Here is a 15,250-nt window from a genome sequence, read left to right as displayed (position 1 = left end):
ATATGAGCGATACACCTCTCTTGAAGGTCAAGGACCTCTCCAAATTCTATGGCAGCCGCATCGGCTGCCAGAATGTCTCGTTCGAGCTGTGGCCGGGTGAAGTGCTGGCGATCGTCGGTGAATCCGGCTCGGGCAAGACCACTTTGCTCAACTGCCTGGCAACGCGTCTTGCCCCGTCGGCTGGCTCGGTGGAATACCGCATGCGCGATGGTCAGTTCCGCGATCTCTACCGGTTGAGCGAAGCGGAACGCCGCTTCCTCATGCGCACCGACTGGGGTTTCGTGCACCAGAATCCGGCCGATGGCTTGCGCATGACAGTCTCCGCCGGTGCCAATGTCGGCGAACGGCTGATGGCCATCGGCGACCGGCATTATGGCAATATCCGTGCGACGGCCACCGACTGGCTGGGCCGGGTGGAAATCGCCTCCGACCGTATCGACGACCAGCCGCGCGCCTTTTCCGGCGGCATGCGCCAGCGCCTGCAGATCGCGCGCAATCTCGTCACCAATCCCCGGCTTGTCTTCATGGATGAGCCGACCGGCGGTCTCGACGTATCCGTGCAGGCCCGTCTGCTCGATCTGTTGCGTGGGCTGGTCAGCGATCTCGGATTGGCAGCTATTGTCGTCACCCACGACCTGGCGGTTGCCCGACTGCTTTCACACCGGATGATGGTGATGAAGGATGGCCACATCGTTGAAACCGGTCTGACCGACCGGGTGCTTGACGATCCGCAGGCACCTTATACCCAGCTTCTCGTTTCCTCCATCCTGCAGGTCTAGCATCATGCCAACACCTCTCGTTGTTTCCGATGTCGCCAAGAGCTTCACCATGCATCTGCGCGACGGCATCCGTCTGCCCGTGGTGGCGAATGTCTCGTTTTCCATCAAGGCGGGTGAATGTGCCGTTCTCGGCGGTCCGTCCGGGGCGGGCAAAAGCTCGATCCTCAAAATGGTCTATGGCAATTATGCCGTCGACCAAGGCCAGATCATCGTGCCCTATGGCGACCGGCTGGTCGATCTTGCCAGTGCTGATCCGCGCACGGTTCTCGGCGTCCGCCGCGACATGATCGGCTATGTCAGCCAGTTCCTGCGCACCGTGCCGCGTGTGTCGGCGCTCGATGTCGTTGCCGAACCGCTGGTGGCGCGCGGCATCGACCGCACCGAAGCGCGTGACAAGGCCGCAGCCCTGCTTGCCGGGCTCAATCTGCCCGAACGGCTCTGGTCATTGCCGCCTGCCACCTTCTCCGGCGGTGAACAGCAGCGCGTCAATATTGCGCGCGGTTTCATCACCGATCACCCGATCCTGCTTCTGGATGAGCCCACGGCTTCGCTCGACGCCAAAAACCGCGAGGTGGTCGTTTCGATGATCCGCAGCAAGAAGGAGGCGGGTATCGCCATGCTCGGCATTTTCCATGACGAGGATGTGCGCGAGGCCGTGGCCGACCGCATCATCGATGTGACCGCATTTGCCGTGCAGAGCGAGGCAGCATGACCCGGCTTTCCCCAACACCGCTCATCCACGCGACCGCGCACGTCGAGGACAGCGAACTCGGCCGTTACACGGAGATTTCCGAGCGCTGCCGCATCAGCGAAACCAAACTCGACGATTATTCCTACATCATGCAGGACGGTGCGGTCTGGTGTGCCACGATCGGCAAGTTTGCCAATATTGCCGCGAGTGCGCGCATCAATGCGACCAATCATCCGACGTGGCGGCCAACGCTGCATCACTTCACCTATCGTGCCGGTGACTACTGGGACGATGCGGGTCCGGAAGAGTCATTTTTCGAATGGCGCCGGACCAATCAGGTGCGTATCGGCCATGACGTCTGGATCGGCCATGGCGCGACCGTTTTGCCCGGTGTTACCGTCGGCGATGGCGCCGTGATCGGGGCAGGGGCAGTGGTCTCACGCGATGTTGATCCCTATACGATTGTCGGCGGTGTTCCCGCCCGCAAAATCCGCGACCGTTTCGACAAAAAGACGGCGGAACGCCTGCAAACACTGGCGTGGTGGGACTGGGATCACGCCCGCCTGCGCGGCGCTCTGGATGATTTTCGCGCCCTCGATATCGAGGCATTTCTCGAAAAACATTCAGGCTGACTTCTGCTATCCCCAGTTGTCACGCAAGTGCAATAAAAGTGCCATCGCACCTTCACACTAGGGCTTTAGGACAGGGCAATACCAACAAGGATTGGCCTATGCTGAAGATTGAAAACGTGACGCGTCGCTTTGGCAGCAATATTGCCATCGACAATGTCAATGTTGAAATCCCGCAGGGGCAGATGGTTGGGGTTATCGGTCGCTCGGGTGCAGGCAAGTCGACGCTGCTGCGCATGATCAACCGCCTGATCGACCCGTCCGAAGGGTCGATCATCTTCGACGGCAAGGATGTGGCCAAGCTCAACGGCTCGGCGCTGCGAACCTGGCAACGCGATTGCGCGATGATCTTTCAGCAGTTCAACCTTGTTCCCCGCCTCGATGTCCTGACCAATGTCCTTCTTGGACGCCTGAACCACCGATCCACCATCAAAAGCCTTCTCGGCATTTTCTCACGCGAAGAACGTGCCATGGCAATCGCCGCCCTTGAGCGGCTCGATATCGCCAAAACCGCCCTGCAGCGGGCCGGAACGCTCTCCGGCGGACAGCAGCAGCGGGTCGCCATCGCCCGGGCGCTGATGCAGAACCCCAAAGTCATTCTCGCCGACGAACCCATCGCCTCCCTCGATCCGCGCAATGCGCAGGTGGTGATGGAGTCTCTTCGCGACATCAATGAGAAAGAGGGTCTCACCGTCATCACCAACCTGCATACGCTCGATACGGCGCGGCATTTCTGCGAGCGCATCATCGGCATGCAGGGCGGCAAGGTGGTTTTCGACGGAACACCTGACGATCTGACCGAGGCTGCCGCCCGCCGTATCTATGGTGCTGATGGCCTGAAGGATGCGTTCTCGGAAGCCATCACATCGACAAGCATTGCGCGTCATGCGCCGACACCAATCCCCGAATTGGAGGCCATTTTGGCCGCGCGTTGAGCGCTAAACGGATCGGCTTGCCCACGTAACGGGCTCAAGTCCACATAAAAAACCTTGGAAGCTTTGACAGGAGAGATAGTCATGTTGCTTAAGAAAGCCCTTATGGGTGCGATTGCAATCAGCGCCGTGTTTGCAGGCTCGATGGCTCGTGCCGAAAACCTTGAGACCTTTCGCGTCGGTATCATCGGCGGCGAAAACGAAGCAGACCGCCTGCGCAATTACCAGTGCATCGTCGACAAGCTGCCAAAGGTTCTCGGCGTCAAGGACGTCAAACTGTTCCCGGCGACGGATTATGATGGCGTCATCCAGGGCCTGCTCGGCGGCACCCTCGACTATGCGGAACTGGGCGCTTCTGGCTTTGCCAAGATTTACCTGACCAATCCGAAGGCTGTCGAGCCGATCCTGACCACCGTCCAGACCGACGGCGCGACCGGTTACTACTCGATCATGGTTGCCCGCAAGGACAGCGGCATCAAGACGCTGGCCGACATGAAGGGCAAGAAGCTCGGCTTTGCCGATCCTGACTCCACATCCGGTTACCTGATCCCCGTTACCTCCCTGCCGAAGGACATCAAGACTTCGGTCAAGGAATACTTCTCTGAAACCGGTTTCGGTGGCGGTCATGAAAACCTCGTTCTCGCCGTCAAGGACGGCAAGTTCGATGCCGGCACGACATTCGGCTCCGGCGTCGGCAAGTTCGACGAAGGCTACACCTCAGGCAATCTGCGCAAGATGGTCGACAAGGGCCTGATCGACATGAAGGATTTCGTCGAACTCTGGAAGTCGCCGCTGATCCCGAACGGCCCGATCGTTATCCGCACCTCGCTGGATGCCGACCTGAAGAACAAGTTCAAGGCATTCATGCTCGATCTGCCGAAGAGCGATCCTGCCTGCTTCGCAGCCACCATGGGCGGCGATTTCAAGAGCTATACTGAGGTCAACACCCAGTTCTATCAGCCCATCATCGACGCCCGCAAAGCGCAGATCGGCGGATAAGCCAGTCACGCATCGTCACGGCCAGTTCTGCGGATCTGGCCGTGATTTTGTTTGCGGCACCTTGAAGGATGTTTGCAATGAGCAGAACCGCTTCCCCTGAGTTGTCGTCCGACGGCATCCAGATCGAACGGCACTGGCAGGAGCTTGCCGGACGCCGCCGTGCCTATAGCTGGATCATCGCCATAGGACTGCTGGTCACCATTGCCGGGTCCCTGTGGTTTGCCAATGAATCCAATGCGGGCAAGTTCTTCGACCGTTTGCCGCATCTCTTCGATTTTGCCGGGGACCTGGTTCCGCGCGACGGATGGGAAGTCTGGCGCGCCATGTTCGACCTGCCGTCGCCCTATTTCGACGGAAGCCTGAAATACGACTATCCGGAAGGGCGGGTCTATCTCTTCGGCGGGTTCTACATGCCCGAATATTTCTACAAGATGCTGGAAACGCTCAATATCGCGATTCTGGCGACGCTTGCCGGTTTCATTTTCGGCTTCATGATCTGCTTTCTCGCGGCCAAGAATCTGGTGAAGAACCGTTTCATCCGGTTTGCCGCGCGCCGTTACATGGAAATCCTGCGTGCCTTTCCGGAAATCGTCATTGCCGGTTTCTTTGCGGCCATCCTGTCGCTGGGGCCCATCCCCGCCATGTTCGCCGTTGGCATCCACACGATCGGCGCTCTCGGCAAGCTGTTCTTCGAAGTCGTCGAGAATGCCGATATGAAGGCGGATGAGGGGCTGCGCGCCGTCGGCGCCAACTGGTTCGAACGCGTCGGCTTCGGCATCGTGCCGCAGGTCATGCCGAATTTCATGTCCTACGCTCTGCTGCGGCTCGAGATCAACGTGCGCGCCTCGACCATCATCGGCGCCGTTGGCGGCGGCGGTATCGGCGAGGAGCTGCGCCTGTCGATCGGGCGCGGGCATCAGGCCAAGACGCTGGCGATCATCCTGCTCCTGTTCGTCACGATCATTGCCGTGGATCAGTTTTCCGCATGGCTGCGTCGCCGCCTCGTTGGCGAGCAGGCCTTCACCGTTGGCGGTTAGGATAATATCATGAGCGCTATCACAGCCGACACCATTGCCGATTTCGAGACCCGGTATCCCGCCGTCTTCAATCCGCCGTTCTGGCGCCGTTTCATGCCTGTGCTGATTGCAGCGGGCATCGTGGCCTATGTGTTCTATTGCTGGTGGTTCTTTTCCATCGGCACCGTGCTTGCCGGCGGCCAGTGGCAGCGTGCCGAACTCTATGCCCGCGATTGGGTGTCCTATGCCATCAAGACCACGGTGCGGCCGGGGCCGACGGGTGCGACCGTCAGCTATCCCCGGTTTTCCGAGCTGGGCGACAATCCGAACCCGAGCTGGGTGGTGAAGGACGGCAACAATGTCGCCATCCTCTTCGGTTCGGACAAGAAGCTCGATATCAACGATCAACGCGTCATCGTCACGCGGGGCGGCGAGAATCTGACCGTTCTGCTCGCGACGGATGGTGCCAAGCCGCAGGGGCCACTGCCAAGCTGGGCAACCCTGAAAGAGGATCAGGTGACGGTGAGTTTCGGCTTTGCCGGGCAGGCCGATATCATTCCGCAGCGGGTCGTGGTGAGCCGCCGGTTCCTCGGCTGGGCGAATTTCGTCTTCGATACGAGTTCGCCGTTCTGGGGCAAGTCCTTTGGCGAGGTGGCCTCGCTGATCGTCAGCGGCGAGCGCATCAAGCCCGAGATGTCGAATGCATCGCTTGCCTTCGACAATATCTGGTTCAACTCATCATGGCAGCACGGCGATGTCTGGACAAAGCTGCTGCAGACCATCGTCATGGCCTTCATGGGCACGCTGATGGCATCGCTGCTGTCATTTCCGCTGGCCTTCGTCGCCGCGCGCAACATCACGCCGAACTTTTTCGCCAACCAGATCACCAAGCGCTTCTTCGACTTCCTGCGCTCGGTGGATATGCTGATCTGGGCGCTGTTCTTCACCCGCGCCTTTGGCCCGGGACCGCTCGCCGGTATTTCGGCGATTTTCTTCACCGATACCGGTACGCTCGGCAAGGTCTATTCGGAAACGTTGGAAAATATCGACGACAAGCAACGCGAGGGCGTCAAGTCTGTCGGTGCGTCGCCGGCCAATGTGCAGCGTTATGGCGTCCTGCCGCAGGTTCTGCCGGTTTTCGCCAGTCAGGCGCTGTATTTCTGGGAATCCAACACGCGCTCGGCCACCATCATCGGTGCCATGGGTGCGGGCGGTATCGGCCTGAAATTGTGGGAAGCGATGCGCACCAACACCAACTGGCACAATGTTGCCTATATGGTCGTCCTCATCCTTGTTGTGATATTCATTTTTGACGGCATCTCGAATGCGCTGCGATCCCGTTTGACCGGGAAGACACAACATTAAATCTCGACGTTCAAAGGCTTGTCATAATCGGAGCGTAACGCGAGACTGTTCCAGAGGAATCATCCATGCGCTATGCAATCTACTTCACGCCGCCATCGGCCGACCCGCTATTGAAAGTGGCGGCGAACTGGCTTGGCCGCAACGCTTTTACCGGTCAACCGGTGAAGCCGCCGCAGATTCGCGATCTGGCGCGTGAGGATTTTGCACAGTTGACGGAGCCGGCGCGCCGCTATGGTTTTCACGCAACGCTGAAGGCGCCGTTCCATCTGGCTGACGGGATCGAAGAACGCGAGCTTCTCTCGGCCCTCATGCATTTTGCCTCCTCCATCGAGCCGGTTGAAATTCCCAAGCTGGCGATCGCCAATCTTGACGGGTTTTTCGCCCTCGTGCCGGAGGAACCGGTGGACAGGCTGAACCAGCTGGCCAATGACGTGACGGTAGCCTTCGACCGTTTCCGCGCGCCGCCGAGCGAAGCGGAGATCAAGCGGCGCAACCCGGAAAAACTGTCGCCGGCCCAGCGCCGCAATCTGGAACAATGGGGCTATCCCTATGTTTTCGAGGATTTCCGCTTCCATATGACCCTGACAGGTCCGGTTCCCGAGCGTGACCGGCCCAAAATCGAACGTATTTTGAGTGAATTCCTGGAGCCAGTCCTCGAAGAGCCAGTCGAAATCAACAATCTCGCTTTGTTTACGGAAGCCGAGCCGGGCTTCCCCTTTGAAATTCACTCGCTGCATCCGCTGGCCGGAACCAACCGTAGAAAGACTGCCTGATCATGTCCGCCGAATTGATCCTGAACAACGCGCAAATCGTTCTCGAAGATGACGTCATCAAGGGATCTGTCCTGATCCGTGACGGCAAGATTGCCGATATTTCCACCGGGACAGCATCGGGCGGCGAGGATTTTGGCGGCGACTATCTCATTCCGGGGCTTGTCGAACTGCACACGGACCATCTGGAAGGCCACTATGCGCCGCGTCCGCGTGTGCGCTGGAACCCGATTGCAGCCGTGCTTGCGCATGATGCGCAGATTGCCTCATCCGGTATCACCACGGTTCTCGATGCGCTGCGCATCGGCCTTGACCGCGATGCGGACATGTCCGCCGGGGAAATCCGCAAGCTGGCCGACGCCATCGAAGACAGCGTGCAGCAGGATCGCCTGCGTGCCGATCACTATTTCCATCTGCGCTGCGAAGTGTCGGTCGCCGACTGCCTCGACGGGTTCCATTATTTCGACAATGACAGCCGCGTGCGGCTGGCCTCGCTGATGGATCATGCGCCGGGCCAGCGTCAGTTCGTCGACCTGGAAACCTATGCCTATTACTACCAGCGCAAGCTGAAGCTGTCCGACCTCGAGTTCAACCTGTTCTGCGAACAGCGCATGGAGGAATCGGCGCGCCATTCCGCACCACACCGGAAAGCCATTTCGGATCTGTGCCGCGAGCGCGGCATCGTGCTTGCCAGCCATGACGACGCGACGACAGCCCATGTGGATGAAGCGGTGGAGCAGGGCATCCACGTGGCGGAATTCCCGACGACACTGGAAGCGGCGGCTGCCTCGAAGCAGGCGGGCCTTGCCGTGCTGATGGGCGCGCCGAACGTCGTTCGCGGCGGTTCGCATTCCGGCAATGTTTCGGCGCGTGAGCTGGTCGAACATGGCCACCTCGACATCCTGTCCTCCGACTACATTCCGTTCAGCCTGATCCAGTCGACATTCTTCCTGAGCGACGTGGTCGAGGGGATCACCCTGCCGGATGCCGTACGGCTGGTGACAAAAAATCCGGCCGCGGCGGTCGGTTTCGACGACCGCGGTGTTATCGAAGTCGGCAAGCGCGCCGATCTGGTGCGGGTCCGGGTTGACGAGCACATTCCGATCGTCCGCACGGTGTGGCGCGAAGGCCGCCGGGTGGTCTGATGGCAGCGGCAACGATCGAACGCGCACTCAATCCGGCATCGGCGCCGTTGCGCAATGGCGTGTTTGTCGCCGTTGTCGGCCCGAGCGGGGCGGGCAAGGACACGATCATGGATTTTGCCCGCGATGCATTGCGCGGCCAGCCGGATTTCCATTTCGTGCGCCGCGTGGTGACGCGGCCGTCAACGGTCGATGCGGAAGACCATGACAGCCTGGGTGAGGAGGAGTTTCTGGCCGCGCAGCGGGCAGGGGCATTCTGCCATTGCTGGGAAGCCCACGGCCTGCGCTACGGCTTGCCCGTCTCGGTGGACCAGCAGGTGGAACAGGGCGCGGTGGCCATTGCCAATGTGTCGCGCGGTGTCCTGCCGGCGTTGCGCCAGTCCTATGCCAATTTCATTGTCGTGCACATTACAGCGTCGCCCGAGGTCCTGGCGCAGCGTCTGGCCGCGCGCGGCCGCGAGGATGCCGAGGAAATCAAGCGCCGCCTGATGCGGGCTGCGCCAAACCCGTGCGATCCCTCCGATGCCGTGATGATCGACAATTCGGGCGAGGTTGCCGTCGCAGGCCGTGCTTTTGTCGCTATTCTCAGGAAATCGTCGGCATTTGCCGCCGTTTCCGAGCAGATATGAACTGGACTTATCCGGATATGCAAAAACCGGGGGCAAGCCCCCGGTTTTGTTTACTCTTCGGTCTTCCTAGAAATTGCGCTGGAAGCGGATCGTGCCGCCGAAAGCATCATCGTTGCCGCCATTGGCAAGCGAGGTGTCCTTACGGTCGCCGTCAAATTTGGTGTAGTTCACTTCCGGCGTGATGGTGAAGCCGGGGACGAGCTCGTAAGCAACGTTCAAAGCCGCAGCAACGGTGCCTTCCGATTCATAGCCGACGAGACCGTTGATGGTTGCCTTGTCGGAAACCTTGGCGGCCAGTCCGCCCCAGGCCGCCCAGTCGCCGTGCCATGGCGCGAGGAAGTTGCGGTTGACGCGGGTGCTGTCGTAGCCGGACTGATAGCCGCCCATGACGAAGGCCGAGAACGTATCGGTGAACTTCAGGTCGAAGCGCAACTTGCCGGCGAATTCTTCGACGTTGGAGTCATAACCGCCGATTGCACTGACGCCGCCCCAACCCTGCTCGAACTTCACGCCGCCCATCAGATGGGGCAGGTAGCTGTCGATGACATAGCCGGAATAACCGTCATTGGTCGAACCCTGTTCGGCGGCGACGATCACCGACAAGCCATTGCCCGCGGCATAGGTATAGCTGACCTGATTGCTTGCCCAGCTGTTGTAGTTGATCACATCGTCATTGATGATGTTACCGGCGTAATTGGTCCATGAGCCGAAGATTTCGTCGGCAACACCGATGCGGAAGCCGCCGAGCTCAATGAAGGCCTGGGGAATGGTGCCGCCGCTGTTCACGCCATTGGTGTATTCGAAACGGGTCTGGATGTAGGAACGCAACGTGCCGAGCTCGGTTTCCGAGCGGGCATCGAAGCGGATTTCCGTGCGCAGATGCTTGTTCCAGGTGCCGAACTCGCCGCCGCTGTAGACATTGTCACCCGCGCCGACATCGTAGCGCACATACCCGCCGATCTTCAGGCAGGTTTCAGTACCGGGGATATAGAAGAAGCCCTTGCCATAAGCATCGCAGACGCGAACATACTCAACCGGTTCCGGCTGCGCCACCACGATAGCATCCGCTGCGCGGGCGCCAGTAACGGCAACCAACGCCGCCGCCGAGCCAAGAAGAATAGCTTTGATGTTCATCGGGAGCCTCCATGCAAATCGATGAATCTGTTTTAGGCCGGTTTTTATGACGGTGTAAAACTGAAAAATGCCGAACCGGCGGTTCGATAGACTTTGTTGCGGTTTTATCACGCTACTGAATGTATCATGTCAGGCCGGGGCATTGCGGCGCGAAAGCCATGCTCCGGTGGACAAAACGGCCGCCGCGCATTATGAGGAGCGGCGCAATCTGTGGCGAAGGCCGGGAGAATCCGGCCTCTTCACCGTCACATTGCCGATCACGAATTGTGCAAACGCGCCAACACCAATCGAAAGCATCCGGACTTGGCAATGACGGCTGAACAGAACAATGGCTACACGCACAACCGCTTTGCGGTTGCGCCGATGATCGATTGGACCGATCGCCATTGCCGGACGCTGCACCGCCAGTTCACGCGCCATGCCTTGCTCTACACGGAAATGATCGTGGCGGACGCGGCCATCCACGGCAATCGCGAACGGCTTCTGGGTTTTTCCAGTGCTGAGCACCCCGTTGCCTTGCAGCTCGGCGGCTCCGATCCGGCCAAGCTCGCCGAAGCGGCGCGTGTGGGGGAAACCTTCGGTTACCGCGAGATCAACCTGAATGTCGGCTGCCCGTCGGACCGCGTGCAGTCCGGCACGTTCGGTGCCTGCCTGATGAAAACGCCCGGTCTGGTGGCCGACTGCGTCGCTGCGATGAAGCGGTCGGTGTCGATCCCCGTCACGGTCAAATGCCGGATCGGCGTCGATGATCAGGATATCGAACCGGCGCTCGACGATCTCGCTGGCGGCGTGTTCGCGGCGGGGGCCGATGCCCTGTGGGTGCATGCGCGCAAAGCCTGGCTCAAGGGGCTCTCACCGAAGGAGAACCGGGATATTCCGCCGCTGGATTATGACCGCGTCTACCGGCTCAAGCGGCAAAACCCGAGTCAATTCATCGGGATCAATGGCGGTATTCAGACGCTTGATGAAGCGCTTCAGCATTTGAATCATGTGGATGGTGTCATGCTCGGCCGCGCCGCCTACAACAATCCCATGTTGCTCGCCGATGTGGACAGGGCGATCTATGGCGATGCCCGTCCGGCCGCATCGGTTGATGCGATCATCGACCATATGTGCGCCTATGCGGATGAGCACATGCGGCAGGGCGGGCGCGTCTCGCACATAGCCCGCCACATGGTCGGCATGTTCCATGGCGCAGCCGGTGCGCGGCGCTGGCGCCAGATTCTGTCGACGGAAGCCAACAGGCCGGATGCGGACAGCAGCGTCATCCGCCGTGCCTATGAAGCCGTGCAAGCGGGATTGGCCGACCAGGCCGCCTGAACCGTCTAATCCGACAGGATCAGGCGATCGCCACGCACGGAAAAACCGCTGAGGGTGTTGAGGAAATTCATGCCGAGCAGGCTGCCGTCCATGCGGCCCTCCTGCGCGACCATGGCACGGATATTGCGCCGGAGGATGGCACCGATTCTGATTTCGTCCAGCATCACGATCGCGGCAGTGGCTGCGCCGTTCGCCGTCATGATCGGCGTCCTGTAGGCCAGCTTGTCCGGATTGAGGCCCGCCCGCCGCGCGTCGTCATAGGAGAGCACGATGGACGATGCGCCGGTATCGACCATGAAGCCGATCGAGGCATTGTTGACCGAGCCCTTGACCTCGAAATGACCGTTTTCTGCCTTGGCCAGCGTCACTGTCACGCCGCCATCGCCATCCCGTGCGGAAATCGGGCTGCCGGGAACGAGCCCCGCCGTGACGCGGTGACCGATGTCCTGCAGTTCATAGCGATACTGGTAACCGGCAACCAGAGCCATCAGAATAACCAGCCACATCGCCATGTTGCGCAGGAAGTGGCTGAGCGGGATGCCGGAGCCGAGCAGGCCTGCCGCGATCACGATGCCCCAGATGCTCATATAGGCAAGGCGTGCGAACTGGTCATTGGCCAGACCCAGCGTCGTGCCGCTGCCATTGTTGGCGATGAGGAGGAGGGTTGTTCCGGCGATGAGGGCGACGATGATCCAGAACAGGCGGGGCATCAGATCTCCTGTTCCTTCTCACGGGCCATGCGGGTGCGCCGGGTTTCGCGGCGCGGGCGGCGTTCGATGCTGTCGAGACGGGCGGCAAGGCCGGCCATGATCGTCCGGCGATTATCCGGCGTCATCGTCAACCATGCGCCGATTTCCTCGCGCGTGCGCCCGCAGCCGAAACAATAGCCGGTCTTCATATCGATGGCGCAGACGAGGATGCAGGGTGACTCGATGGTGCTCATATCCCAGATTTGGTACAGTTAGACCGCAATCACAAGCCCGAGCAAAAGCGAAATCGTTGCCAGTTGCTGCATGGCGCCCAATGTATCGCCGGTCTGCCCGCCGATTTTGTCGCGGCAGAGGGCTGCAAAGCCATAAAACACCAATCCAGCCAGACAGGCGGGTACGATCACGGCAAAAGGTCCCCCGGCTGCGCCATAGCCGATCACGAGGATGACCGCGCCGATGATCAGGCTGAAATTGGCGGCGTCTTCCGTCGGCGTGCCCGCGCTGTCGGCAACGCCGCCGGAGCGGGCGGAGGGGAGCATCTGCCAGAATTTGACCAGGATGGCCCGGCTTGCCGCCTCCGTCGCCACGAGAACGGCGATGGAGGCAATGGGGCTGAGATCGCTGAGAATATCCATGTAGAAGGCAACGCGCAGCAGCACGGAGAGGATCAGCGCCAGCGTTCCGTAGGAGCCGATGGCCGAATCCTTCATGATCTCAAGCCGCCGCGCGCTGGTTTTCCCGCCGTAGAAGCCGTCGGCAGCGTCGGCAAGGCCGTCCTCGTGCAGGGCGCCGGTGACAATGATCGAGGTGGTGACCAGCAGCAGCGCGGTCACGAATTCCGGCAGGTCGAGGGTGTGTCCGACAAGGATGACCACCGCGGCAGGCACGGCGATCAGGATGCCCGCGAGCGGAAAGCCGCGCACCGTGTCGTGCAGCGAGCCCTGATAATCCTCGAACCATTGCGGCGATACCGGCCAGCGCGACAGAAAGGCCAGCGCGCGCATCGTTTCCTTCAGCAGTTCCATGACCTGTTCCCGTTCAGCAAAGCCGGCGGCCGGGGCGCGACATTCAATGCCGCCCGATGGCCTTTGCGTTTTGTCTGCCAAAGCTTATAGGACGTGCATCGATAATTTGCCATGAAGACTTGGTTCAAGGAACATCATGACCACTGGCCTGCCATTTGACGATTTTCGCACTCTCATCGAAACCCTGCCCGGACCGGACGAGGCCGCGGTCGCCGCCGTGCGCAAGCGCGATTCGACACTGACCAAGCCGCCGGGCGCGCTCGGCCGCATGGAAGAGATCGTCGAGTGGCTGGCCGCCTGGACAGGCCGTTCGCGTCCGCAGGTGACGCGGCCGCTGGTCGCGGTTTTCGCCGGCAATCACGGCGTCACCGCCAAGGGTGTTTCGCCCTATCCGTCATCGGTGACGGCGCAGATGGTGGAAAATTTCGCGGCGGGCGGCGCGGCGATCAACCAGATCTGCATCGCCAATGATCTCGGCCTGAAAATCTTCGATCTGGCGCTGGAATATCCCACCGCCGATATCACCGAAGAAGCGGCGATGGACGAAAAGACCTGCGCCGCCACCATGGCTTTCGGCATGGAATCCATCGCGGGTGGCACGGACCTTCTGTGCATCGGCGAGATGGGTATCGGCAATACCACCATTGCGGCGGCGATTTTCCACGCCCTCTACGGCGGAACGGCGGAGGAATGGGTCGGACCCGGCACGGGTGCGACCAGTGACGGCATGAAGCGCAAGGCGGATGCCGTGCGTACCGCCGTGGCACTGCACGGCTCGCACCTGAAGGATCCGTTGGAGGTGCTGCGCCGTCTGGGCGGGCGCGAGATCGCGGCGATGGTCGGTGCCATTCTGGCGACACGCGTCGAAAAAATCCCCGTCATCATCGACGGCTATGTCGCCACCTCGGCCGCCGCGATCCTGCATGCGGCCAACCCGGAAGCCATCGATCATTGCCTGTTCGGCCATGTCTCGGCGGAACCCGGCCACCGCAAGGTTCTGGAAAAGCTGGGCAAGAAGCCATTGCTCGACCTTGGCATGCGGCTGGGCGAGGGCACCGGTGCGGCGCTCGCCGCCGGTATCGTCAAGGCGGCGGCGCTCTGCCACAGCGGCATGGCAACATTCGACCAGGCAGGCGTCAGCAACCGGGACTGAGACTTTTGCGCCGCAGCCCCCGGCCAATCATCCGGGGGCTGGATTGGCGTTGCCGGCCAGCCGCTCCAGCAAATCCCGCACCATGTCCAGCTCCGCTTCCGTAAACCCGGAGCGCAGTCGCGCGTCGTAGGCCATGGCGACACGCCGCAGGCGATGAAACATTGCGCGCCCGTCATCGGTCAGCTCGATCCGGTGGATACGCCGGTTGTCCGGTTCCCTTTTGCGCAGCAAAAGACCTGCATCCTCCATGCCATTCAAGTGATGCGTCAGGGTCGGGCCCTGGATGCCGACCTCATCGGCCAGTTCCGATTGCATCCGGTGGCCGCCGCGCGTCAGCGCCAGCAGGATAAGCCAGACCGATACGGAGCCGCCTTCGGCAGCCAGAGCATCATCGAAGGCACGGCTGACAGTTTTGGCCGTGCGCGCGAGCAGCAATCCGATGGGTGGGTGTACGGGTTCCATCATATTCCTTTGACATCGAACAGTTAGATATCTATGTATTATCCGATCGTATCAATCAAGATACCAATTCGCGTCAATACGCCAACAGGGAGGTTCATCATGCCAGTCTTTCTGATGATTTTGCTCGCCATTCACGTCTTGTCATCAATCTTTTGGGCGGGATCGACGTTTACGCTTGCCCGTACGGGCGGTGCGGGAAGCCAGCAGTTCTTCCGGCCGCAAATGGGGGCGGCGACGGTGGCCTTTCTGAGCGGTGCCACGCTGATGGGGCTTTACCACGGCAGCTGGCTGTCGGGCTCCGAGACGGTTCTCGGGATCGGCATAGTCGCCGCCATCGCCGCAGCGGGGGTGCAGGGTGCGTTGCGGAAAAAACCGGAGATATCCCACCGCATCGCAGCCGGTCTGCTGGCGGTCACCGCCGTCTGCATGGTGATCGCCCGATTTGCTGCCTGAGCGGATGGAGTGATACCGCCGGCACGCGGGGCGCATGCCGG

The 15,250-nt window shown here is 60.7% G+C and carries 18 protein-coding genes; 13 read left to right on the top strand and 5 right to left on the bottom strand.

The window, feature by feature from the left end; genetic code table 11:
- The first annotated feature begins 2 nt into the window (after positions 1 to 2).
- The 10 genes from phnK (at position 3) to phnN (ending at position 8,952) form a co-directional block, all read left to right on the top strand.
- Positions 3 to 779 (top strand): phosphonate C-P lyase system protein PhnK, encoded by a 777-nt coding sequence (phnK, locus tag RDL77_RS08635; RefSeq protein ID WP_091877674.1) that lies wholly within the window; start codon positions 3 to 5, stop codon positions 777 to 779.
- A 4-nt stretch (positions 780 to 783) separates the two neighbouring features.
- Positions 784 to 1,491 carry a phosphonate C-P lyase system protein PhnL gene (gene phnL / locus RDL77_RS08630; protein ID WP_288192533.1) on the top strand — a complete coding sequence of 236 codons (708 nt, stop codon included), beginning with the start codon at positions 784 to 786 and terminating at the stop codon, positions 1,489 to 1,491.
- Positions 1,488 to 2,102 (top strand): DapH/DapD/GlmU-related protein, encoded by a 615-nt coding sequence (locus tag RDL77_RS08625; protein WP_288192532.1) that lies wholly within the window; start codon positions 1,488 to 1,490, stop codon positions 2,100 to 2,102. Before phnL ends, RDL77_RS08625 begins: the two co-directional genes overlap by 4 nt.
- 98 nt (positions 2,103 to 2,200) lie before the next feature.
- Positions 2,201 to 3,034 (top strand): phosphonate ABC transporter ATP-binding protein, encoded by an 834-nt coding sequence (phnC, locus tag RDL77_RS08620; RefSeq protein ID WP_223612877.1) that lies wholly within the window; start codon positions 2,201 to 2,203, stop codon positions 3,032 to 3,034.
- A gap of 84 nt (positions 3,035 to 3,118) precedes the next feature.
- A complete protein-coding gene (gene phnD / locus RDL77_RS08615) occupies positions 3,119 to 4,030 on the top strand; it encodes a phosphonate ABC transporter substrate-binding protein (RefSeq protein ID WP_223613473.1) in 912 nt (303 codons plus the stop codon).
- A gap of 77 nt (positions 4,031 to 4,107) precedes the next feature.
- A complete protein-coding gene (gene phnE, locus RDL77_RS08610) occupies positions 4,108 to 5,067 on the top strand; it encodes a phosphonate ABC transporter, permease protein PhnE (RefSeq protein WP_223612878.1) in 960 nt (319 codons plus the stop codon).
- Positions 5,068 to 5,076: 9 nt separating this feature from the next.
- Positions 5,077 to 6,411 carry a phosphonate ABC transporter, permease protein PhnE gene (gene phnE, locus RDL77_RS08605; RefSeq protein ID WP_288192531.1) on the top strand — a complete coding sequence of 445 codons (1,335 nt, stop codon included), beginning with the start codon at positions 5,077 to 5,079 and terminating at the stop codon, positions 6,409 to 6,411.
- A gap of 65 nt (positions 6,412 to 6,476) precedes the next feature.
- The gene (locus RDL77_RS08600; protein WP_223612880.1) at positions 6,477 to 7,184 is read left to right on the top strand and encodes a DUF1045 domain-containing protein; all 708 of its coding nucleotides are present in this window, start codon (positions 6,477 to 6,479) and stop codon (positions 7,182 to 7,184) included.
- Between the two features lie 2 nt (positions 7,185 to 7,186).
- Positions 7,187 to 8,326, top strand: a complete 1,140-nt coding sequence (locus tag RDL77_RS08595; protein WP_288192530.1) for an alpha-D-ribose 1-methylphosphonate 5-triphosphate diphosphatase — start codon at positions 7,187 to 7,189, stop codon at positions 8,324 to 8,326.
- Entirely contained in the window at positions 8,326 to 8,952 is a 627-nt protein-coding gene (phnN, locus tag RDL77_RS08590) for a phosphonate metabolism protein/1,5-bisphosphokinase (PRPP-forming) PhnN (protein ID WP_308526389.1), read from the top strand. Before RDL77_RS08595 ends, phnN begins: the two co-directional genes overlap by 1 nt.
- 66 nt (positions 8,953 to 9,018) lie before the next feature.
- On the opposite strand, the gene RDL77_RS08585 is transcribed toward phnN, so the two are convergent.
- Positions 9,019 to 10,086, bottom strand: coding sequence for a porin (locus RDL77_RS08585; protein ID WP_223612882.1), 1,068 nt, complete (start codon positions 10,084 to 10,086; stop codon positions 9,019 to 9,021).
- Between the two features lie 309 nt (positions 10,087 to 10,395).
- On the opposite strand from RDL77_RS08585, the gene dusA reads away from it, so the two are divergent.
- Positions 10,396 to 11,406 (top strand): tRNA dihydrouridine(20/20a) synthase DusA, encoded by a 1,011-nt coding sequence (gene dusA, locus RDL77_RS08580; RefSeq protein WP_288192529.1) that lies wholly within the window; start codon positions 10,396 to 10,398, stop codon positions 11,404 to 11,406.
- A 5-nt stretch (positions 11,407 to 11,411) separates the two neighbouring features.
- Here the strand turns inward: dusA and RDL77_RS08575 are convergent, their stop codons facing one another.
- The 3 genes from RDL77_RS08575 to RDL77_RS08565 are packed head-to-tail and all read right to left on the bottom strand — an operon-like array spanning position 11,412 to position 13,141.
- Positions 11,412 to 12,116 carry a TIGR02281 family clan AA aspartic protease gene (locus tag RDL77_RS08575; RefSeq protein WP_223612884.1) on the bottom strand — a complete coding sequence of 235 codons (705 nt, stop codon included), beginning with the start codon at positions 12,114 to 12,116 and terminating at the stop codon, positions 11,412 to 11,414.
- Positions 12,116 to 12,349 carry a DUF1289 domain-containing protein gene (locus RDL77_RS08570; protein WP_223612885.1) on the bottom strand — a complete coding sequence of 78 codons (234 nt, stop codon included), beginning with the start codon at positions 12,347 to 12,349 and terminating at the stop codon, positions 12,116 to 12,118. Before RDL77_RS08570 ends, RDL77_RS08575 begins: the two co-directional genes overlap by 1 nt.
- An 18-nt stretch (positions 12,350 to 12,367) precedes the next feature.
- On the bottom strand, positions 12,368 to 13,141 hold the full coding sequence (locus RDL77_RS08565) for an adenosylcobinamide-GDP ribazoletransferase (protein ID WP_223612886.1): 774 nt from the start codon (positions 13,139 to 13,141) through the stop codon (positions 12,368 to 12,370).
- A gap of 133 nt (positions 13,142 to 13,274) precedes the next feature.
- On the opposite strand from RDL77_RS08565, the gene cobT reads away from it, so the two are divergent.
- On the top strand, positions 13,275 to 14,294 hold the full coding sequence (cobT, locus tag RDL77_RS08560) for a nicotinate-nucleotide--dimethylbenzimidazole phosphoribosyltransferase (RefSeq protein ID WP_288192557.1): 1,020 nt from the start codon (positions 13,275 to 13,277) through the stop codon (positions 14,292 to 14,294).
- Positions 14,295 to 14,321: 27 nt separating this feature from the next.
- Here the strand turns inward: cobT and RDL77_RS08555 are convergent, their stop codons facing one another.
- The gene (locus RDL77_RS08555; protein WP_288192528.1) at positions 14,322 to 14,759 is read right to left on the bottom strand and encodes a MarR family winged helix-turn-helix transcriptional regulator; all 438 of its coding nucleotides are present in this window, start codon (positions 14,757 to 14,759) and stop codon (positions 14,322 to 14,324) included.
- 96 nt (positions 14,760 to 14,855) lie between these two features.
- On the opposite strand from RDL77_RS08555, the gene RDL77_RS08550 reads away from it, so the two are divergent.
- The gene (locus RDL77_RS08550; RefSeq protein ID WP_288192527.1) at positions 14,856 to 15,209 is read left to right on the top strand and encodes a hypothetical protein; all 354 of its coding nucleotides are present in this window, start codon (positions 14,856 to 14,858) and stop codon (positions 15,207 to 15,209) included.
- The last annotated feature ends 41 nt before the right edge of the window (positions 15,210 to 15,250 follow it).

Source organism: uncultured Phyllobacterium sp. (assembly GCF_902479695.1).
GTDB lineage: Bacteria > Pseudomonadota > Alphaproteobacteria > Rhizobiales > Rhizobiaceae > Phyllobacterium > Phyllobacterium calauticae.
The sequence above is the reverse complement of the archived record's forward strand: the minus strand, read 5'-3'. Positions and strand labels throughout refer to the sequence as shown.